The organism is Pseudomonas sp. 203-8 (assembly GCF_020708595.1).
GTDB lineage: Bacteria > Pseudomonadota > Gammaproteobacteria > Pseudomonadales > Pseudomonadaceae > Pseudomonas > Pseudomonas aeruginosa.
Window position 1 is genome coordinate 210,130 of record NZ_JAJFDF010000010.1, and the last position, 18,997, is coordinate 229,126.

At 68.1% G+C, this 18,997-nt stretch carries 20 protein-coding genes and 1 pseudogene; 6 read left to right on the forward strand and 15 right to left on the reverse strand.

Features of this window, described 5'->3' with window-relative positions:
- Positions 1-22: 22 nt before the first annotated feature.
- Positions 23-310: a DUF2513 domain-containing protein gene (locus tag LJF27_RS23715; protein ID WP_003100808.1), complete on the reverse strand. Its 288-nt coding sequence runs from the start codon at positions 308-310 to the stop codon at positions 23-25.
- A gap of 242 nt (positions 311-552) precedes the next feature.
- Between LJF27_RS23715 and LJF27_RS23720 the strand changes: the two genes are divergently transcribed.
- The gene (locus LJF27_RS23720) at positions 553-741 is read left to right on the forward strand and encodes a hypothetical protein (protein ID WP_003088902.1); all 189 of its coding nucleotides are present in this window, start codon (positions 553-555) and stop codon (positions 739-741) included.
- Between the two features lie 19 nt (positions 742-760).
- Here the strand turns inward: LJF27_RS23720 and LJF27_RS23725 are convergent, their stop codons facing one another.
- From LJF27_RS23725 to LJF27_RS23750, 6 genes and pseudogenes are all read right to left on the reverse strand, one after another.
- Entirely contained in the window at positions 761-1,621 is an 861-nt protein-coding gene (locus LJF27_RS23725) for an SDR family oxidoreductase (protein ID WP_003100806.1), read from the reverse strand.
- Positions 1,618-2,165: pseudogene (locus tag LJF27_RS23730) on the reverse strand (CinA family protein). Before LJF27_RS23730 ends, LJF27_RS23725 begins: the two are co-directional and overlap by 4 nt.
- Positions 2,166-2,175: 10 nt before the next feature.
- Positions 2,176-2,415, reverse strand: coding sequence for a metallothionein (locus LJF27_RS23735; RefSeq protein ID WP_003120196.1), 240 nt, complete (start codon positions 2,413-2,415; stop codon positions 2,176-2,178).
- Positions 2,416-2,434: 19 nt separating this feature from the next.
- The gene (locus LJF27_RS23740) at positions 2,435-2,650 is read right to left on the reverse strand and encodes a PLDc N-terminal domain-containing protein (RefSeq protein WP_003088893.1); all 216 of its coding nucleotides are present in this window, start codon (positions 2,648-2,650) and stop codon (positions 2,435-2,437) included.
- Positions 2,651-2,725: 75 nt separating this feature from the next.
- Positions 2,726-5,248 (reverse strand): DNA ligase D, encoded by a 2,523-nt coding sequence (gene ligD, locus LJF27_RS23745; protein ID WP_023116571.1) that lies wholly within the window; start codon positions 5,246-5,248, stop codon positions 2,726-2,728.
- A 17-nt stretch (positions 5,249-5,265) separates the two neighbouring features.
- Positions 5,266-5,655: a response regulator gene (locus tag LJF27_RS23750; RefSeq protein ID WP_023116572.1), complete on the reverse strand. Its 390-nt coding sequence runs from the start codon at positions 5,653-5,655 to the stop codon at positions 5,266-5,268.
- Positions 5,656-5,903: 248 nt separating this feature from the next.
- On the opposite strand from LJF27_RS23750, the gene LJF27_RS23755 reads away from it, so the two are divergent.
- Together LJF27_RS23755 and LJF27_RS23760 are read left to right on the forward strand one after the other, a co-directional pair.
- Positions 5,904-6,428 carry a hypothetical protein gene (locus tag LJF27_RS23755; RefSeq protein ID WP_017149004.1) on the forward strand — a complete coding sequence of 175 codons (525 nt, stop codon included), beginning with the start codon at positions 5,904-5,906 and terminating at the stop codon, positions 6,426-6,428.
- 25 nt (positions 6,429-6,453) lie between these two features.
- Positions 6,454-6,903, forward strand: coding sequence for a DUF421 domain-containing protein (locus LJF27_RS23760; protein ID WP_003102168.1), 450 nt, complete (start codon positions 6,454-6,456; stop codon positions 6,901-6,903).
- On the opposite strand, the gene LJF27_RS23765 is transcribed toward LJF27_RS23760, so the two are convergent.
- From LJF27_RS23765 to LJF27_RS23800, 8 genes are all read right to left on the reverse strand, one after another.
- Positions 6,881-8,245 carry a cation:proton antiporter gene (locus LJF27_RS23765; RefSeq protein ID WP_003113638.1) on the reverse strand — a complete coding sequence of 455 codons (1,365 nt, stop codon included), beginning with the start codon at positions 8,243-8,245 and terminating at the stop codon, positions 6,881-6,883. The genes LJF27_RS23760 and LJF27_RS23765 overlap by 23 nt on opposite strands.
- A gap of 28 nt (positions 8,246-8,273) precedes the next feature.
- Complete coding sequence (locus LJF27_RS23770) at positions 8,274-8,798, reverse strand: DUF4142 domain-containing protein (RefSeq protein WP_003088871.1); 525 nt, start codon at positions 8,796-8,798, stop codon at positions 8,274-8,276.
- A gap of 140 nt (positions 8,799-8,938) precedes the next feature.
- Positions 8,939-9,796, reverse strand: coding sequence for an EAL domain-containing protein (locus LJF27_RS23775; protein WP_003113636.1), 858 nt, complete (start codon positions 9,794-9,796; stop codon positions 8,939-8,941).
- The gene (locus tag LJF27_RS23780; RefSeq protein WP_003113635.1) at positions 9,793-10,506 is read right to left on the reverse strand and encodes a fimbrial biogenesis chaperone; all 714 of its coding nucleotides are present in this window, start codon (positions 10,504-10,506) and stop codon (positions 9,793-9,795) included. Before LJF27_RS23780 ends, LJF27_RS23775 begins: the two co-directional genes overlap by 4 nt.
- The gene (locus LJF27_RS23785; RefSeq protein ID WP_003113634.1) at positions 10,496-11,857 is read right to left on the reverse strand and encodes a fimbrial protein; all 1,362 of its coding nucleotides are present in this window, start codon (positions 11,855-11,857) and stop codon (positions 10,496-10,498) included. The genes LJF27_RS23780 and LJF27_RS23785 overlap by 11 nt, the downstream gene beginning before the upstream one ends.
- Entirely contained in the window at positions 11,854-14,472 is a 2,619-nt protein-coding gene (locus LJF27_RS23790; RefSeq protein WP_003102159.1) for a fimbria/pilus outer membrane usher protein, read from the reverse strand. Before LJF27_RS23790 ends, LJF27_RS23785 begins: the two co-directional genes overlap by 4 nt.
- On the reverse strand, positions 14,456-15,202 hold the full coding sequence (locus LJF27_RS23795; RefSeq protein WP_003088863.1) for a fimbrial biogenesis chaperone: 747 nt from the start codon (positions 15,200-15,202) through the stop codon (positions 14,456-14,458). Before LJF27_RS23795 ends, LJF27_RS23790 begins: the two co-directional genes overlap by 17 nt.
- An 87-nt stretch (positions 15,203-15,289) precedes the next feature.
- On the reverse strand, positions 15,290-15,841 hold the full coding sequence (locus LJF27_RS23800) for a fimbrial protein (protein ID WP_003120281.1): 552 nt from the start codon (positions 15,839-15,841) through the stop codon (positions 15,290-15,292).
- An 853-nt stretch (positions 15,842-16,694) separates the two neighbouring features.
- Between LJF27_RS23800 and LJF27_RS23805 the strand changes: the two genes are divergently transcribed.
- From LJF27_RS23805 to LJF27_RS23815, 3 genes are read left to right on the forward strand one after another with little or no spacing between them, the layout of a single operon-like run.
- A complete protein-coding gene (locus tag LJF27_RS23805) occupies positions 16,695-17,921 on the forward strand; it encodes a phosphoadenosine phosphosulfate reductase (RefSeq protein WP_003113632.1) in 1,227 nt (408 codons plus the stop codon).
- Positions 17,918-18,430 (forward strand): GNAT family N-acetyltransferase, encoded by a 513-nt coding sequence (locus LJF27_RS23810; RefSeq protein WP_003102153.1) that lies wholly within the window; start codon positions 17,918-17,920, stop codon positions 18,428-18,430. The genes LJF27_RS23805 and LJF27_RS23810 overlap by 4 nt, the downstream gene beginning before the upstream one ends.
- Positions 18,348-18,983: an IbrB-like domain-containing protein gene (locus LJF27_RS23815; protein WP_003088853.1), complete on the forward strand. Its 636-nt coding sequence runs from the start codon at positions 18,348-18,350 to the stop codon at positions 18,981-18,983. The genes LJF27_RS23810 and LJF27_RS23815 overlap by 83 nt, the downstream gene beginning before the upstream one ends.
- Positions 18,984-18,997 lie beyond the last annotated feature (14 nt).

Consider the following 18,997-nt stretch of genomic DNA (forward strand, 5'->3'; position numbering starts at 1 on the left):
GGCCGGTGCTTGCGGGGTTTTCTCAGGCGCTCTTGCGTACCGGCACGGCGGCCGCCGCGCTTTCCTGGCGCAGGCGGTCGAGCAGGTCGTGGCCGGCCAGGGTCAGGTGGTGGACCACCCATTGCTCCTGGCCGGTCCAGGAATGCTGGACGCTGCCGCAGAGCAGTTGCGCCTGGTTGAGCAACTGCAAGTGGTAGGCCACCGCCTCGCGGCAATGACCGGGTAGCTCGCGTGCTTCCCAGTGCTGGCCGAAGCCAAGGCTTTCCAGATGCTCCAGCAGATCCCTGATCAACCCCCAGTCGCGTTTCATCGGCATGCTCCTTGTCTGCGTCGCGGCCGGCCGTTCCGGCTACCTAGAAGCGGAGTCGCGGCGGCCGCGATGGTTCATTCTTTTTCGCCGGCGGCCCGCCTGTCCGCACGACGGAACCGCCGGGCGCCGGCGTCAGTCGGGAGGAATGCCGTTGCCAACGGTCGGTGTGCGGACTGGCGCGAGAGCTGGAGCGCAGCTTCACTGAGCAGTGACCTTTCCCGTATCCCGGCAGGAGCGCTCCGATGCAGGCTTTCATGGTTCATTTCTCAGACGCCGGACAACCCGGCCGGACCGTGCTCACCACTTTCGCGCCAACCCTCAGCACCAGCGAGGCGCACGTTCGCCTGCAACTCTGCTATCCCCTGCTGTTCCCGCAGCGTCTGAGCGCGGTACGGGTCTACCCCCTGCTGCCGGCGGCGGCACGCGAGTGAACGCGGCCGCCGGGGCGCCTCAGCCGTTGACTACCGTACCGCCGTTGACGTGCAGCACCTGGCCGCTGACGTAGGACGAGTCGTTACAGGCCAGGTAGACGTAGCTGGCGGCCAGCTCTTCCGGCTGGCCGGGCCGGCCCATCGGCGTATCCGCGCCGAAGTGGGCGACCTTCTCGGCGCTGAAGGTGGACGGGATCAGCGGCGTCCAGATCGGGCCCGGGGCCACGGCGTTGACGCGGATGCCGCGGTTGACCAGGTTCATCGACAGCGACCGGGTGAACGAGGTGATCGCGCCTTTGGTCGAGGAATAGTCGATCAGCTGGGGGTTGCCCTTGTAGGCGGTGATCGAGGTGGTGTTGATGATCGCCCCGCCCTTGCCCATCAGCGGCAGGGCCGCCTTGGTCAACTGGAACATGCCGAAGATGTTGGTGCGGAAGGTCTTCTCCCACTGCTCTTCGCTGATGTCCTCCAGGCGCGCCTGCGGATGCTGCTCGCCGGCGTTGTTGACCAGCACGTCGAGGCGTCCCCATTTCTGCCTTAGCGTGTCCACCACCTGGCGGCAGAAGCCGGCGTCGGCGACGTCGCCGGCGAACGCCAGGCACTGGCGGCCGAGCGACTCGATGATCTCGCGGGTCTTCGCCGCGTCTTCGTTCTCATCCAGGTAGACCAGCACCACATCCGCCTTCTCGCGGGCGAAAGCCACCGCCACCGCGCGGCCGATACCACTGTCGCCGCCGGTGACCAGGGCCACCTTACCCTCCAGCTTGGCCGCCGGACGGTAATCGGCGGAAACGAACTCCGGCTTCGGCTGCATCTCGCTTTCGTGGCCGGGACGTTGGTCCTGGTGCTGCGCAGGCAGGGTCTGTCGCTGTTCGCTCATGGTGGTTTCCTCTCTGTCGGACGCCTCAGGCGCGTTCGCCGCGCAAGGCGCGTTGATGGAATTCGGGCAGGCGCCGCAGCGCCCAGCGGGTGGCTTCCCGGCGCATCCGCGCGGGGTCGCCGTGGAAGCGCTCGCGGCGCGAGAACAGGGCGAGGCCGGCGGGCAACCGGAAGGCCCAGGCGAAGCACACGGTACCGGGCGGGATGCCGTCCTTCGCTCCACTGCCGAGCAACCCCGTGACCGCCAGCGCGGCGCTCGCCGGACTGCGTTGCAGGGCCGCCCTGGCCATGGCCTCGGCGACCTCCACGCTGGTCAGGTTGAAACGCTCCAGCCAGTTCGGGTCGAGCCCCAGCAGGGCAAGCTTGGCCGCCGGCGAATAGACGACGAAGCCGCCTTCCATCACCTTGCCGCTGCCGGCCACCGCCGACAGTTCGGCGCTGATCTGCCCGGCAGTACAGGATTCCGCGGTGATCAGGCTGAGGTCGGCGCTACGCAGGTAGGTCACCAGGCGAGAGGCCTCGTCCGCGAGTTGCAGGTCGGGCATGGCACGCTCCTCAGGGCGAGATCGGGTCGCTGGCGGGAAAGGTCTCCTTCAACGCGTCGTCCAGCTGGCGATCCTCCGCCACCTGGGGCCGGGTGGTGCCGCCACAGGGGCAATCGGCGTCGCGACACGGCTCGCCCTGGGGGTGGCCGCCGGCGCAGGCCGCGCAGCAATAGTGCTGGCCGTCGCGTTCGACGGCATCGGCGCCGGGCTGGCAGGTGCATTTGGGACAGGCACAGGTTTCGCTGTTCATGGGCAATCTCCAGTGGGGTTCACTTGCTGTGTTCCGGCGAGGTCACCGGGCGCAAGCCACGGGGGCCGGTCCAGCCCCAGAGGACCAGGCCGAGCACGGGCAGGAGCAGGATCAGCAGCGACCAGCCGAGCTTGCGACTGGCGGAGCTGTCGCTGCGGAGCACGCTGTTGATGGCCCAGGCATCCACCAGGAGCAACAGGACCAGCAGCGCGAGGATCAGGTAGGCGGTATCCATCGGGGGCCTCCTCGGCATCTCGTTGCACGGTGGAGGCCCTGTGCGCCGGGGGAGTTCCGCCTTTTTCGCGGACGGTCAGCCGCGCCCGAGCTGGCGCCGCATGGCCGCGCTGATGCGCTGGCGGGTGCCGGCGTAGTCGGCCCAGGGATCGTCGCCGGCGAGTTCGTCGAGGCGCTGCGGCAGACTGCGCAGGTTCCATTGGTTGGCGCCCTGCAGCGAGTCGAGTTCCTCGCGGAACACCGGTACCGACACCGGCAACCCTTCGCGGGCGCGCACCGAGTAGGCGGCCACGGTGCTGGCGCCGCGGCTGTTGCGCAGGTAGTCGACGAAGATCTTGCCGACCCGGTTGCGCGGCCCGGAAACCGCCGAGAAACGCTCCGGCATCAGGCGCGCCAAGTGCTGGGAGATGGCCTGGGCGAAATCCTTGACCTCGTCCCAGCCATGCCGGCGCTCCAGCGGCACCAGCAGGTGCATGCCCTTGCCGCCGCTGGTCTTGAGGAAGGCGCGCAGGCCCAGCTCGTCGAGCAACGTCAGGCTCAGCTGGGTCGCTTCGAGCATGCGCTTCCACGGCAGCGCCGGGTCCGGGTCGAGGTCGAGGACGAAACGGTCGGGCCGCTCCAGGTTGGCCAGGCTGGCGTTCCAGGTATGGAATTCGATGCTGCCCATCTGCACCGCGCCGACCAGCGCCTCGGCGCTGCGGATCTGCAACAGCGGCGGATGACCGGGATCGAGCGCCGGGTCGAGCTGGACGATGCCGGGGATCTTCAGGCGCGCCGCGTGCTTCTGGAAGAACAGTTCGCCGCCGATTCCGTCGGGGCCGCGCACCAGCGACACCGGGCGCTCGCGCAGGTCGCGCAGGAGCAGGTCGGCGTAGCGCGCATGGAACTCGGCGAGTTCCAGCTTGCTGGCCTGGATCGACGGGTCGATCAGCCGCTGCGGATGGCTGATGCGCACGCCGGCGGTGGCCGCCCGCGACGCACCGGCGCCGGCCTTGCGCGCGCCGCGCAGCGGCGGCGGGCCGGCGGGACGCTCGCCGGTCACCTCGCGCGCCGGCTTGTCTTCGCGCAAGCCGTGGAACACTGCCTGGCGGATGATCCCGCCACGGGTCATCTGCGCATAGGAAACCTCGCACAGCTGTTGCGGGCGCACCCACTGCACCGACCCGGTCTCGCGCGCCAGCGGCACCTTCGCCAATGGGCTGGAGCGGACCGCGAGGGGTTCCAGGCGCTCACGGACCTTCTTCAGGCTGGCCGCGGTGAAGCCGCTGCCGACCTTGCCGGCATAGCGCAGCCGGCGCTCCTCGTCAGGGCTGTAGAGGCCGAGCAGCAAGGCGCCGATATGCCGGCGAGAGCCCTTCGGCTCGGTATAGCCGACGATCACGAACTCCTGGCGCAACTGGCACTTCAGCTTGATCCAGTCGTTGCTGCGGCGCGAACGGTAGGCGCTGCCCAGACGCTTGCCGATCACGCCTTCGAGACCGAGCTTGCAGGCGCTGGCCAGCAGGTCGCGGGGGTCTTCCGCGAGCGTCGCGGAGAACCGCAGCGGGTCTTCGTCTCGCCCTTCCAGCAGCGCCTCCAGGCGCGCGCGGCGCTCCTCCAGGGCGACATCGCGCAGATCCTCGCCTTCGTGGTACGGCAGGTCGAAGAGGACGTACAGGATGTTCTCGCCGCGACCTTCCTCGAAGGCGTTCTGCAGGGCCTGGAAGTCCGGTCGACCCTCCTCGTCGAGGACGACCAGTTCGCCGTCCAGCCAACTGCGCTGCAGACCGAGCCCGGCCAAGGCCTTCTCCAGGTGCGGCAGGCGTTCGGTCCAGTCATGGCCGTTGCGGGTCAGCAGGCGCACGTGGCCGTCTTCGATGCGGCTCATCAGCCGATAGCCGTCCAGCTTGAGTTCGTAGGCCCACTCCCCTCGCGGAGGCTGCTCGACCAGGCTGGCCAGCTCGGGGGCGATCCATTCGGGCATCGGCGTCTTCCCCCCGCTCTTGCCGCGTCGCGCCGGCCTGGCCGCGGGCGTGGCGGCTTCGCCATGGCGGGGCAGCAGCGTACGCTCGCTGAGCACGCTGTCGGGACGCTCCTTCAGCACGTCGAAGCGATCCAGGCTGCGCGCCTCGCCGTCCTTGGCCTTGACCAGGAACCACTGGGGCTGCTTGCCGCGCAGGTTGGTGCGGATCAGGTGCCAACGCCCGGAGAGTTTCTCGCCATCCAGGGCGAAGCTGAGATGGCCCTTTTCCAGGCCCTCGCGCGGATCGTCCAGAGGCGTCCAGGCGCCTCGGTCCCAGACGATGACATCGCCGGCGCCGTAGTGCCCCTGGGGGATGCTGCCTTCGAAATCGGCATAGTCCAGCGGATGGTCCTCAACCTGCACCGCGAGCCGCTTCACCGCCGGGTCGAGGCACGGCCCCTTGGGCACCGCCCAGCTCTTCAGGGTGCCATCCAGCTCCAGGCGGAAGTCGTAGTGCAGGCGGCTGGCGTCGTGCTTCTGGACGCAATAGCGGAGCAGCCCGGTGCTGTCCTTGCGAGGCTTGCGGCCGCTGGGCTCCGGGGTCTGGCGGAAATCGCGCTTGCGGGCGTACTCGGCGAGCGGCTTGCTGCTGGGCATGGTGGGCTCCTCGGTGGTCAGACGCCGGGGCAGACCGGCGCGCTGTGCAGGACCATGTCGATGGCTTTCCCCAGTTCCTCCAGGGTCACCGGTTTGAGCCGCACCGGATAGGGTGCCGCCGGGTCGATGCCGACGCGAGCGCTGTCGCTGAGCAGGATCACCCGCATCCGCGGGCGCACCGGCAGGCTGGTTTCGATGAGCATGCTGCCGCTCAGAGGACCTTCGAGCTGCTCGCTGAGCAGGAACAGGTCGATCACCGCGTCCGAGGCCAGGTGGTCGAGGGCTTCGTCGCGACTCGCCGCGCTGAGCACCGCGTAGCCTCGATCGAGGAGGAATTCCTCGATCCGCCAGAGCTGGTCGGCGTGTTCTTCGAGGACCAGGACGATCTTGTTTTCTCCGTTCACCATGGTTCTCCCTGTCGGATTGTCAGGAAGGCTTCGCTGCAAGGTTCGCGCCGTCCGCCCCGCTTGCGCCGGAGCAGCGTGACCACGGCGATTGGGCGCGGACTGATCGCAAAGTGCGATCAGCAGAGTGCCCGGAAGGCGCCTGTTCATCATGCAGATTGCCCGACCCGCGCGGACCGCTGGTAAGCCCGCCGGCACCAACCACGTCGACCGGGGTCCAGCCTGAGAGACCGCGAGCGAAGGAGCCAGCCATGCGCCCTGCCCCAGAAGACACCGCAGACGATGCGTTCGACCAGCGCGAGTATCCGATCCCGGAGCGCCTGGAAAGCCAGCGCCGCGCCTGGCGTTTCGAACGGGCGGGCCTGTGGGTCCTGCTCGGGGTGATCCTCCTGGCGCTGACCGGGGTGTTCGCCGGCGGGCCTCTGAGTTCGCGGACGCTGGTCAGCGACAGCGGCAGGCTGACCCTGGCCTACGAGCGTTTCGAACGCAGCGGCGCCGCCAGCCGCCTGCGCATCGATCTGCGCGGCGCGCCGGGCACCGAAGTTGGCGTGCGCCTGGGCGGCGGACTGCTACAGGCGCACAGCATCCAGAGCCTGCAACCGCAACCGCTGCGCAGTCACAGCTGGCGGGGTGGCCTGGAACTGGAGGGAAGGCTCGACGAAGACGGTCGCCTGAGCCTGTTCCTGACGTTGTTGCCGAACCAGCTCGGCGAAGTCGCCAGTCGACTGGAGTTCGCCGGCGAGAGCCTGGCCTTCGACCAGTTCATCTACCCCTGAGTCATCCGTTCCGAGGAGGCGCACGATGGATTCCATACTGCGAGCCGCCGCGCTCTACCTGGTCCTGCTGGTACTCTTCCGCATCGCCGGGCGGCGTTCACTGACCGACATCACCACCTTCGACCTGCTGCTGCTGATGATCATCGGCGAAGCCACCCAGCAGGCGCTGCTGGGCGACGACTTCTCGCTGGTCAACGCGGTACTGGTGATCATCACCCTGATCGTCATCGACGTCGGTCTGTCCCTGCTCAAGCTGCGCCATCCGAAGCTCGACACCCTGATCGAGGGCTCCCCGACGCTCATCGTCGAGTACGGCAGGCCATTGCACGCACGCCTGGCCGAGGCCCGCCTGCGCGAGGAAGACATTCTCCTGGCCGCCCGCGAGACCCAGGGCCTGGAACGCATGGAGCAGATCCGCTTCGCCATCCTCGAGAAGAACGGCAAGATCTCGATCATTCCCGATCGCGGCGACTGACGCTGCGCGCGTGGCGCATCAGCAGCGGCTGGATGCTCAGGCCGTGCACGCAGATGCTCAGGGCGACGAGGCTCAGCACCAGGTCGCTGGCGGTATGCGCGAGCGCCGTAGGCAGCCCCTGGTTCAGCGCGTAGCTGAGGTAGTACAGGCTGCCGATGCCGCGGATGCCGAACCAGCCGAGCAGGCGCCGCTGCGCCGGGTGCATCAGCCGCCGGCCGACCAGCAGCCAGACCATCGCCGGCCGGCACACGCAGAACAGCAGCAGCGCCAGCGGCAGCGCGCGCCAGTCCCAGTGCTGGTAGAGCATGGCGCCGAGCAGGGTCACCAGCAGCACTTCCAGCGAGCGCTCCAGCAGGTTGCCGAAGGAGAGCACGTCGAGCATCACCGCGCCGGCCGCCACCTTCGGGTGTTCGCTGCGGTCGGCGCCGTACTCGATGGCGCCGCTGGCCTGCCCTGCCTCGCGCACGTCGGCGGCGGCCGCCTGCGCCTCGGCCGGTGCCGAGGCGCGCCCCAGCGTCGCCACCTCGGCGTGGCGCAGGCCGATCCCGGCGGCGAAGCTGGCGAGGAAGCCCCAGCCGCCCAGTGCGTCGGCGCCGACATAGGACAGCGCGATCAGCGCCAGGGCGAGGAAGTCGTTGGCCGACACCGAGGTGTCGGTGTGCCGCGCCCGCAGGTGGATGGCCAGGCGGCCGAGACCATGGCCCAGGCAATAGCCCACCAGCAGGCCGAGCGGAATCGCCCAGAGCACGTCGCGCAGCAGCCAGTCCAGGCCGCTGCGGTCGAACTCCCCGGGCAGGCCGCCGCCCTGACCGATCAGCAGCAGGGCGGCGATGACGAAGGGAAAGGCGATGCCGTCGTTGAGTCCCGCCTCGCCGGATACGGCGTAGCGCAGGCGGTCGTCGTCGCCGGCGTGGTTGACCTGGATGTCGCTGGCCAGCACCGGATCGGTGGGTGCGAGGATCGCCGCGACCAGCAAGGCCAGCCCCCAGTCCAGGCCGAACAGGAAATGCGCGCCCAGGGTAAGGCCGAGGATACAGCCGAGCAGGACTGGTCCGGCCAGCAGCCAGGCAGCGGTCCAGGCCGGCGAGCGCAACGGCAGGCGCAGCTTGAGGCCGCCGATGAACAGCGAGATCAGCAACGCCGCCTCGCTGAGGTGTTCGAACCAGCCGCTGATGTCCGCCAGGCCGCTGCGCCAGGCGTGCAGCCCGGCCGGGCCGATGGCCAGGCCGAACAGCAGGTAGATGAACGACGTGCTGACCGGCAGCAGGCGCAGGTAGGCCGAGGCCAGGCCGAGCGTCAGCAGGATGCAGCCCAGTACCAGCAACCACAGGCTGAAACTCATGCCTGGCCAGGCTCCGCCCGCGGGGGCGTTACTTGGATGGGTGCGCCTTGGCCAGCGCGCGGGCCATCTCCAGGTGATGCTTCAGGGCCGGCAGATGGGTCTTGGCGAATGCCTGCAGTTCCGGGTCGGTCAGGTTGTCCGCGGCCTGGGTGAACAGTTCCACGGCTTTTTCGTGAGCCGCCACCTGGTTATTGGCGTAGGCCGGGTCGAAGGAGGCGTCGCGCAGGTCGAGCAGGGTCGCCTTGGCCTTGTCGGTCAGGCTGGCGTCGTCTTCGACCTCCAGTTTCTTGCGCTCGGCCAGGCTGCGCAGTTCGGCGTTGACCTTGCCGTGGTCGTCGATCATCTGCTTGGCGAATACCTTCACATCGGCGGCGGTGCTCTTTTCCAGCGCCATCTTGCCGGCTTCGATTTCCGCTACGCCGGCCGCCGAGGCCTCGCTGACGAAGGTCTGTGGCGCGGTCTTGTTCATGTCCTGGGCGTTGGCGAAAGGCAGGGCCAGGACCAGCAGGAGCCAGGCGGCTCCCTTGAGGGGAAGGCTGATTGCTCTGTTCATGGTCGACTCCGTTGGCGTGACAGGGAAAAAATGCCGGGACTTCGGCACAACGCACCTCGGCATCGTCGCTGCTGTGACGGCGCCGCCGGCCGACCGTTCAGATTTTTCGCCGACCGTGCCAGGCCGGGCGCCCTCCCCGGTCACCCCTGGCGGCTCGCCAGCGCCTCGATCCGCGCCCGGCTCTTCGGCCGGCGTACGGACAGCGGCGGTTCGACCCGCATCGGCGGCGCGATCGCGTTGCCCTGGAGATAGACGTCCCCGGTCGGCAGCCGGGCGAACGCATCGTCCTCCTCGAGACCTTCCAGGACCACGCAGGGCGCCAGTTCGCGGCACAGGGCCAGCAGATGGCGCAGCACTTCGGCGCCCTTCGCCGAGCGACGTGCTTCGCGGGTATACCGGCAATCGATCTTGATCACATCGGGACGGGCATCGAGAACGAAGTCCAGGTTGTTGTGCGCCGCGCCGAAGTCGTCTATCGCGATGCGCACGCCATGTTCGCGCAGGCGTCGGATGAACTCCCGGGTCGCGACTCTCTCGCCCACGGCGGTCTCGGTCAGCTCCAGCGTCAGCCTCCGTGCCACCTGCGGACGGGCGGCCAGCCATCGGCAGACCGCTTCCCACCAGGCATCCATCGCCGCGCTCTGGCGCGACAGGTTGCAGGCCAGGCGCAAGGTAGGCTCGGCGTTCAGCCGGTCGAGGACCGTGCCCAGCACGCAGCGATCGAGCAGGCGTACCAGGCCGAGCCGCTCCAGCGCCAGGATCAGTTCCTGGGTCGGCAACGGCGGCTCGCCGCTGGCGGCCGTGACCCTGAGCAGGGTTTCCCGGTAGAGCGGCTCCCATTCCGGATGCCCGGCATGCCGTACGGCCTGCCAGTCCAGGCGCACCCGACCGCGCGCCAGGGCGGCCTGGAAACGCCGGGCGAGGCGCAGGTCGCCGGCCAGGGAGGCGGCAACGGCCGGTGGGTGCTCGTGCTGGCGAGCCTGTGGGGAACCGTTCACTGTAGAGCTTTCCTTTCCTGGCGGCTGACGCCGTTGTCGTCGATCCAGTCGAACGCCACCTCGCCGCGCGTCCCGCCGTCCACCCGCCGCGGCAGGCCGAGGCGTCGTTGCGAGCGCGGAGCCAGCAGCGTTCCGGGCAGATCCAGGCGCGTCTCCCCTATCTCCAGCGCCAGCCCCGCCAGGGACACGAAGTACGGCGTCGGGTTGTCCACCCGCAGGGTCTCGTCGCGCAGCGCGAAGCCCAGTTCGGCGGCCGCGTCCTCGGCGTGCGGATGCAGGCCGTGCGGGCGGTACAGCACCTTCATCTGGGTTCGCAGGGTGACCGTGAGCCGGGGCCGGCCAGCGGCCTCGGCGGTGGCTTGCGGGGGGATCTCGTAGATGTTCAGCCAGTACAGCGATTCGCGATCCCGTGCCTGGGCCTGGCCGGTAGCCAGCAGGCGCAGGCTGCGCTGGCGTCCCGGCTCCAGGCGGAATACGGGCGGCAGCGGCAGGAACGGAGCCAGCGCGGTATCCGGTTCGCCGTCGAGGGCGCCATCATCGACCCACGCCTGCACCAGCACCGGGTAGGGATTCTGGTTGACCAGCAGCAACGAGGCCTCGCGCTGGCCCTCCACGAACACCAGGCGGGTGCGCTCCGCGGTCACTCCGGCCTCGCTCGTCGGCGCGAGGCAAAGCATGGCCAGCAGCGCGAGCGCGCGCCTACTGGACACGGATAACCACCTGCGCCGTGGCCTCGACTCGCCCCGCCGTGACGCCGGGCTGGCTGCCGAGCGCGAGTTTCTCCAGGCGCGCGCGGAAGGTTTCGCGGTACAGGTCGATGCCGCCGCTACCGCCGTTGGCCTGGGTCGCGCCACCGATGGCGGGGTACCAGCCGGTGGCCTCGGCGTTGCTGCCGCCGGCGGAGTTCTCGTTGGCCAGGAGCGTCATCGGCGTGCCGTCGCGGTAGATGCGGATGCCGACCCCACGGGCAATGCCCGGCTCCCCGTAACGGTCGGAGAGCAGGTAGGACAGTCCGCCACTGGCGTTGACCAGGCCCAGCGCCGGGCTGGCCGCCAGGGCCCCGCTGGACACGCGGATGCCCAGCGCCGTGGCGCCGGCCCCGGTGCCGTTGGTCATGCCGCTCTGGCACTTGAAGGTGAGTTCGAAGGGCGCCTCGCGCACGCCGCCGCTATCGATCTCGGCCAGGGTGATGGACGGGAACTGCACGTGCGGGGTGACCGTCATCACCGCGCAAGTGGGATAGCGTTTCAGGGTCACGTAGCGGTACAGCCCGATGGCACCTGGCCAGTTGCTGTACCAGCCGCCCCAGTTGCCGCCCACGTGCGCCTGGCCGACGGTCGGCGCGGTCAGGCCCGGCCCCTTGATGGCGATGTAGGCCGCCGGCTGGGTGTAGGAATAGGGCTGCGAGAGGATCGTCGGCGAGTAGTAGCGGATCGCCTCCAGCGGCGCGCTGTACAGCTCGGCGCGTACCGCTGCGAGGTTCTTCGCCTTGACCAGCTGGAAGCCGCGCGAGTCGATGTCCAGCCCGGAGAGCTGGCGCTCCTTCCAGATCGGCGTGATGGTTTCCCCCGTCTCGACGTTGGTCAGGCGCAGCAGCACGTTGGGCCAGGCGGTCCGGTAGGCATCCTGCAGGCCGATGTCGTTGCCCACCGTGTCGGCGCCGGTGTAGTAGCCGCTATAGAGATCGTCGCCGTTGGTAGAAAACATCTCGTAGACGGCGTCCCCGGCGCTACAGCGGAAGAACACCCGTTCGGGGTCGTAGCCGCCGGTGGCGCCGTACTGGGTCAGCGGCGCCACCGCGCTGGCGATGAGCGTCGGATAGGGCTGGAAACTCTCGTCGCTGACGTTGACCACGCTGGGCAGGCCGAGCGAGCCATTGCAGGTGTCGCAGGCGCCGGTCCAACTGCCGGCGGTACCTTCGCCTGGGCGGATCTGGGTGTTCGAGGTGGTCGTCTCGCTGCCTACCGAGGTGACCCGGTAGCAAGTCGCCTGACCACTGGCGGGAAGCCCCAGCAACACGCCGAGGGCCAGCGCGGGCAGCAGGGGAAGCGTACGGTTCATCTGGCGTTCTCCAGGTTGGAGTCGGTGGTGGCTGCCCGGCAGGTGCCGCGCAGGCGGATCAGCGCCTGGTCGCGAGACACACCGGCCAGGTCGTAGGGCAACTCGCAACGCTCCTTGCGCGCCGTTCCCCATTGCACCAGCAACCTGCCCCGCTGGTTTTCCGCGCGCGCATAGACCTGGCCGCCCTGCCCGACCATGCCGATGGCCGCCCCGCCGTCGTCGACCACCACGGCGCCGAGCGGCAGCACACTGCCGTCCTCGCGCCGCGCCTGGATCAGCAGCGGATGGCCGGTCAGCGTCCTGAACGTCACGCGCACGCTGGCACCGGCGTAGGGCGCGACCTTGCGCTCGGTTTCCAGCAGTTCGGCGTCGGGATCGATGCCAACGGGATCGAGTGAGATCGGGTTGTAGCGATAGGGCGACAGCGAGGGGGCCAGCGCATAGCCGTTGCCGTCGATGCGCGCGCCCTGCCCGCCGCGTATCGCGGCACCGCTGGCACCCTTGGCCTCGACCAGGGCGAAGGTATCGCCGACGCTGGGGCCAAGGGTTAGCCCGTCGCGGTGGGCGACCAGCGCGCCACGGATGCCGCCACTGTATTGCCGGTAGCGATCGCCTTGGGCATAGCCGGCATTCACGGTGGCCAGCGCCGCCTGCTTCTGCAACGTGCCGTTCCAGGTGGTGTCGGCGACCTCGCTGTCGCGGTTGGCGGACAGCGCGTAGCTCCAGGTACGCTCGTCGCCCAGCGTACCGTTCAGCCCGGTTTGCAGGCTGCCGCCACGGCTGTCGCCGGAGCGCCGGGTAGCCATGGCGCTGAGCGTCGGCGCCCGACTGGAAGAACCCAGCGGCATGGAGACGCTGAGGGTCAGGGTGTCGTTGCGCTGGCCGCTGCGCCGGTCGCGCCGGAGCAGCTCGACGCCAGGGTCCTGGTCGCCCTGCTCCTGGTAGTAGGTGGTGGTCTGCCGCGACCAGGCGAGGTTGTAGCTCAACTGCCCCCAGGTATTGGAGTAGCCGAACTGCAATTGGGTGTCGCGGCTCTTGCCGTCGTAGAAATCGCTGGAGGAGCCGGAAAGATAGAGGTTGCCGTAACCGCCGAGGGCCTGGCTCACCAGCAGGTTGAACTGGTTGCGCTGCTTGTAGCTGCCGGAATCCCAGGTGTCCCCGTGGCGCAGTGCGTCGCGCGAGCCGAGCACGTCGCCGAGTTCGCGGTAGCCTTCGGTGGAATAGCGGTAGCCGGCCAGGGTCAGGGTAGTGCCGGTGGGCTGGAAGGTCCGGCTGTAGTCGAGCCCGATGCGCCAGCCCTGCTTGCGCGCGCCATCCTCGACGCGTGCGCTGGAATAGGTGCTGTTCAGGCCGAAGGCGCCGAAGCGGGTGGCGAGGACGCCGCCGCCCAGCATGGCCAGGTAGTCGTCGGCGACACGCAGTCCCAGGTTGGCGGTCAGGGCGTTGCTCATGCCGCGCTGGTAGGTGAAGTCGGCGAACAGGTCGTCGCCGTCGCCGTACTGGCGCGCCTGGCCCAGGGTGAAGCTGTAGCGCGACAGGCCGGGACGCATGGACTCCGGGACCGAGGCGAACGGCACGCTGAAGCTCGATACGCTGCCATCGGCTTCGAACACCTGGACATCCAGATCGCCGGCATAGGCGCTGTCGTAGAGATCGTCGATGACGAACGGACCGGGGGCGACATTCACCTCGCGGATCTTCCTGCCGTTCTGGCTGATCACCACCCGCGCCGCGGTGGCCGCGGTGCCGCGCACCTGCGGCGCATAGCGGCGCAGGGACTCGGGCAGCATGCGGTCGTCGGTGGCCAGGCTCAGGCCGCGGTAGCCGATGCTGCCGAGCAGGTTGCCGGCGGTGTAGCTCTCCCCCGCCGTCAGTTCGCTGCGCCAGGCCGGCAAGGCGCGCTGGGCATAGGTGCGGATGCTGTTCCACTTGCGCCTGGCCTGCCCGTTGTAGCGGGAATAGGTGTAGTTGGACTGGTGGCGCAAACGCCACAGGCCGAGGTTGATGCCGCTGTTCAGGCCGACATAGGCGTAGTCCGATCGTCCCGATTCGCCGCCGCGGTATTCGGAGCGATAGAGGTTGGTGTCGTAGTTGACGAAGCCCATGCTGTCGCCGGCGTCCCACTCCTCGGGGCTGACGTAGCCGCGCGGCTTGAGGTCGAGCAAGGCTTGCGGCACCGAGAGATCCAGGCGCAGGCGGGCGACGTCCAGGCTGAACCGCGAGCCGGGCAGGCGTGCACCGAGAAAGGCGCAGTGGCGCCCGTCGCCGCTCTTGCGCGGATCGTCACCAGGCTTGGCGCCGAGGCGCTGGCGCAGGAAGTCTTCGTCGAGGCAGGGCTCCACCGCGCCGCTGGCGGGGTTGGCGCGGAAACTCACTTCGCTGCGGCTGGCGAAGCGCTCGTTGAGGTAGACATCGACGTGATAGCGACCCGGATCGATCCGACCGTCCTGGTTGAAGCGCGACAGGTCGCCGCCGCCCAGGGAAGAGCCGAGCAACAGGCGATCATCGAATTCGTAGCCGGGCTGGGCATGACCGAAGGCGCTCGCCGCCAGCGCCATGCCGCCCGCCATCAGGGCCGTGCCGGTGCGGCAGCGGCGTTCATGGCGATAGGTCATGACGGATATCCATATGGGCGCCGTAGTCGTTGATCAGCAGCGCGTGCAGGCGCACGCGTCCCGGCGGCAGGGCTTCTCGGGTTTCGGCCTGCCATTCGGCATGGCTGCGCGGCTCCAGCATGCCGCTGCGCAAGCGCCAGCGGCGCTGGCCGACGCTGAGCGTGGCGCTGGCGAACGAGGCGTAGTAGCCGCTCGGGTTGTCCACCCGCACCGCCCAGCCGGCGCTGCGCCGGACCAGTGCGAAACGCAGTTGCCCGGGCAGGTCCTCGGGACGGCCCTGGATGCCCGCCGGGCGGTAGAACAGCTTCAGGCGATTGCGCAGCATCAGCAGCATCTGGTTCCGATCCGCATGGCTGCTGTTGCGTGGCGGGATCTGCAGGACGTTGAGATGGAACAGCGATTCGCGATCGCCCGGCAGGCCCTGCCCGGTGTAGACGATGCGCAGCGTCTGGCCGCTGTCCGGGGCCATGCGGAATACCGCCGGGTTGACCAGGAACGGCGCGTCCGCCTGGTCCGGCGGCGCGTCCGGGGCGTCGATGTCGACCCAGGCCTGGACGACGTTGGGAAACGCATCGCGATTGCTCAGTTGCACGGTCTTCTCCCGTGCCTCGCCGGGATAGATCACCCGGGTCCCGGTCACCACCACGCTTGCCCGCGCCTGGGCGATGCTCGCCAGCAGGACGAGCAGAAGCGCCGATGTCCTGCCGGATCGGTACGAATGTCTGGGCATGCGGCTTACCTGGCCGGGCACGGTCCAGCGACCGGGCCCGGCTTTAGTGCTGGGAAAAGGAAGGGGCGGCGCATGCGCCGCCGGCATTCACTCGTAACGCAACGTGTAGGTCACGGCGCCGAGTACCGGACCGGGCGTCACGGTCGCCGCTTCGGAGACGTACTGCACCGCGTAGTCGTAGCTGGTGCTGGTGGCTCCGTTGGCGAGCACGATATCGCCGGCGGGCACCGCCGCGCCGCCGGCCAGGTCGACCGGGTTGCCGCCGACGCTATCGAGCAATTGCAGCGCCACGCCCGTCGCGCCGCTGGCGGCGGTGTTCACCAGGTTCCCGGCGGCGCTGGGGTTGGTGGCCTGGAACAGGGTGGTGAAATGCTCGTCGGCCGTCGGCGCGACGCAATCGGTGAGTTGCAGGGTGAAGGCGGTTTCGCCGGCGCTGCGGCCCACTGCGCCATCGAGGGCGCTCACCGGTACGCTGTCGAGGATCACCGTGGGGTCGGTGAAGCCGTTGACCGCGACCTGGCAGGTCTGGTCGGTCACTTCGCCGCTGAATGTGATAGTGTTTGCCGCCATCGCGGTTCCCGAAGCGGCAATTGCCGCAAAGGCCAATACCACTGCGCATGGGTTCGAAGTTCTGGTCATGCCTATGTTCCTTGTGTGAGGCAATAATCGTCCACCCGCCTTTTATTTCGGCCGGGAACGCGGTAAAGACTCGAACGAGTTCAAATCGATAATCAGTGGTGCGAACCACCGATATAAGTATCCCGTGCACAGGCGTCGAGGTGAACGCCGAACGGCGGACTTATAAATCCGTTCGAGTGCCCGCCATTCGGGGAATTGCCTCGTTTCGCAGGGTACCGCCGCCTCTTCGCGCTATCCGTCGACATTGCAACGCTTGTATTTCCGACTATGGAACTCTGGCATCCCGGCCTCTCTTGCTTGTCTTCGCCAGTTTGGACTTATAATAAAAACCGTCATCCGTGTAATGCATGGATGGTGCCATGCAGTTAACTTCCAAGTTGGAAGTATGCACTTCCCTGTTATTCAACGAATAATTACCGTCGACTTTTCCCGGGCAATTTCCATGTTCACCCGCAGGCGCTTCTCCTTGCGCAGCAAGCTTTTTCCGCCGCCGCTCAGAAGTCCGGTGCGCAGACGAGTGCCAACGGCGGCGTGCGCACTCTCGTTGCAAGTGGGCGCTGCGCCGATGCTGTTCGGAGAATCCGTCTTGCGACAAGTCAACAACTCGAACCACGGCTTCGCCTAGCATTGAAAAAGTTCCTGCACGACAGTTGTCGGGCCTGTTGGTCGTCGCTCTGCCAAGTGCCTGGACATATTTCCGTTATCCACTGATTCGGAGTCCAACGTCGCCGAACGTGCCGGCTGCCGCGACTCTCGAAAAAATAGCCTGGAGAAACTCCGAAACAAACATTGCACATGGACCGTCGTCGCAACGGTCTCCCTCAATAGTTATTAAAAGAAGAGGTTCGCACCCATGGCAGGCAAGCATTACCAGGATGCCGATGTGCATGCCGCAACCCTATCCCGCCTCCGACTGGTATTCCGGAACTTCGAGCGCGTCTGTGTCGCCTTCTCCGGTGGCAAGGACAGCTCGGTCACCCTGCAATTGGCGCTGGACGTGGCACGCGAGTTGGGACGCAGCCCGGTGGACGTACTGTTCATCGACCTGGAGGGGCAGTACCAGGCCACCATCGATCACGTCAGCGAGATGCTCGGGCGTCCCGACGTACGCCCCTGGTGGGTCTGTCTGCCACTCAACCTGCGCAACGCCTCCAGCCTGGAGGAACCCTACTGGTGCTGCTGGGAGCCCGGCGCCGAGGCCGACTGGGTGCGCCCGCTACCGAAGCAGCGAGGGGTGATCAGCGACCCGGCGTTCTTCCCCTTCTACCGCTACCGCATGGAGTTCGAGGAGTTCGTCGCCGGCTTCAACGCCTGGCTGGCCAGGGAAGAGCCTACCGCGTTCCTGGTCGGCATCCGTTCGGACGAATCGCTCAATCGCTACCTGGCGGTCAAGCGCAGGAGCCGGGCGAAACAATGCGCCTGGACGCCGCCGGGCGGCTCCGCGCCGCTGGCCTGGAGCGCGCGCGACCGGGCCAACCCGCAGGCGGTGAGCTTCTTCCCGATCTACGATTGGCGTTTCGAGGATCTCTGGCGTTGCGTCGCCGACCACGGCTACGCCTATAACCGCCTCTACGACCAGATGTATCGCGCCGGCGTGCCGTTCTCGCAGATGCGCATCTGCCAGCCCTATGGCGACGACCAGCGCAAGGGCCTCGACCTGTTCCACCGGATCGAGCCACGCACCTGGTTCAAGGTAGTCCGGCGCGTCGCCGGCGCCAACTATGGGGCGCGCTATTGTCGCCAGCGCTTCCTCGGCTACCGTGGCGGCCTTGGCCTGCCGCCCTCCTTCGGCACCTGGCGCGAGTACAGCCAGTTCCTCCTGCGCAGCATGCCGCCGCCTCTGCGCGGCATCTACCAGCGGCGCATCGAGCGTTTCATCCTCTGGTGGAAGCAGCACGACTATCCCCTTGCCATCTGGCCGGACGCGGGGATCCCGGCCCTGGAGAATCGTCGCAAGCAGCCGTCCTGGCGGCGTATCGCGCTATCCCTGCTGAAGCAGGACATGGCCCGCTCGCTGTCATTCGGCTTCTCCCAGGCCGATATCGACAGACTGGTCCCCGGTCGGGAGAAGCGCTCGTGATCCGCCCGCAAGACTGCGAGATCCTGCAGTGGCGCTCGTTCGACGACGAGGCCGCCTTCTTCGCCAGCATGGGCCGCTTCTTCGCCAGCGCCCGGGTGCGCCGCGAATGCGGCGGCTACCCGCTGAGCGACGGTCCCTACCACCGCTGGTTCGTGCTCCGCCGCCAGGGGGACACGCGGATACTGGGGTTCGTCAGCCTGGAGCAACATCCCGACGTGGTTCGCCTGCGCGATGCCTACCTGCGTGCGGAAGCGCGCGGTCGCGGGCTGTTCCGCACCCTGCGCGAGCGGGTCCTCGGGCATGTCGACCAACTCGGGCTGGCCTGTACCACCCGCGCGCCCCAGGCCTGCGCGCGCCTTCTCGAACCGCACGGCTTCGCCGTGCATTCCACCCGGGGTAGCTGGGTGACGCTCATGAGGAAAGCCCATGGCACAGACAAAGACACTGACGGAGCGAGCCGAGGCGCTGTTCGGCGAACTGCACGGGTTGCCGCTTGCCGAGCGGATTGAAGCCATCAACCGGATCCGCCGGCTGCTCCACGCGCACAGTCCGTTCGCCGAAGAGCCGGTCGATTGCGTGCAGTGGGTGCGTGCCGAGCGCGTCGCCGGCAACGACTACAACCCCAATACCGTCGCGCCACCGGAGATGCGACTGCTGAGGCTGTCCATCGAGTCCGACGGATTCACCCAGCCCATCGTCGCCTATCCGCAGGCCGACGGGCGCTACGAGGTGGTCGACGGCTTTCACCGCCTGCGCGTGGGCAGCGCCAAGGGCGCGCTGCGCCAGCGTCTGCACGGCTACCTGCCGATCGCCGCGATACGCGCCGGGCGTGAAGGCGACAGCGAGCGCATCGCCGCCACCATCCGCCACAACCGAGCACGCGGCGTGCACGGCGTATTGCCGATGACGGCGATCGTGGTGACCCTGCTCAAGGCCGGCTGGAGCGAGGCCGACGTGGCCCGCGAACTGGGCATGGACAATGACGAGGTGCTGCGTTTCAAGCAGGTTTCCGGATTGCCCGAGCTGTTCCGCGAACACGTGTATTCCCGCTCCTGGGAGTAGCGGGCGGCGCCGTC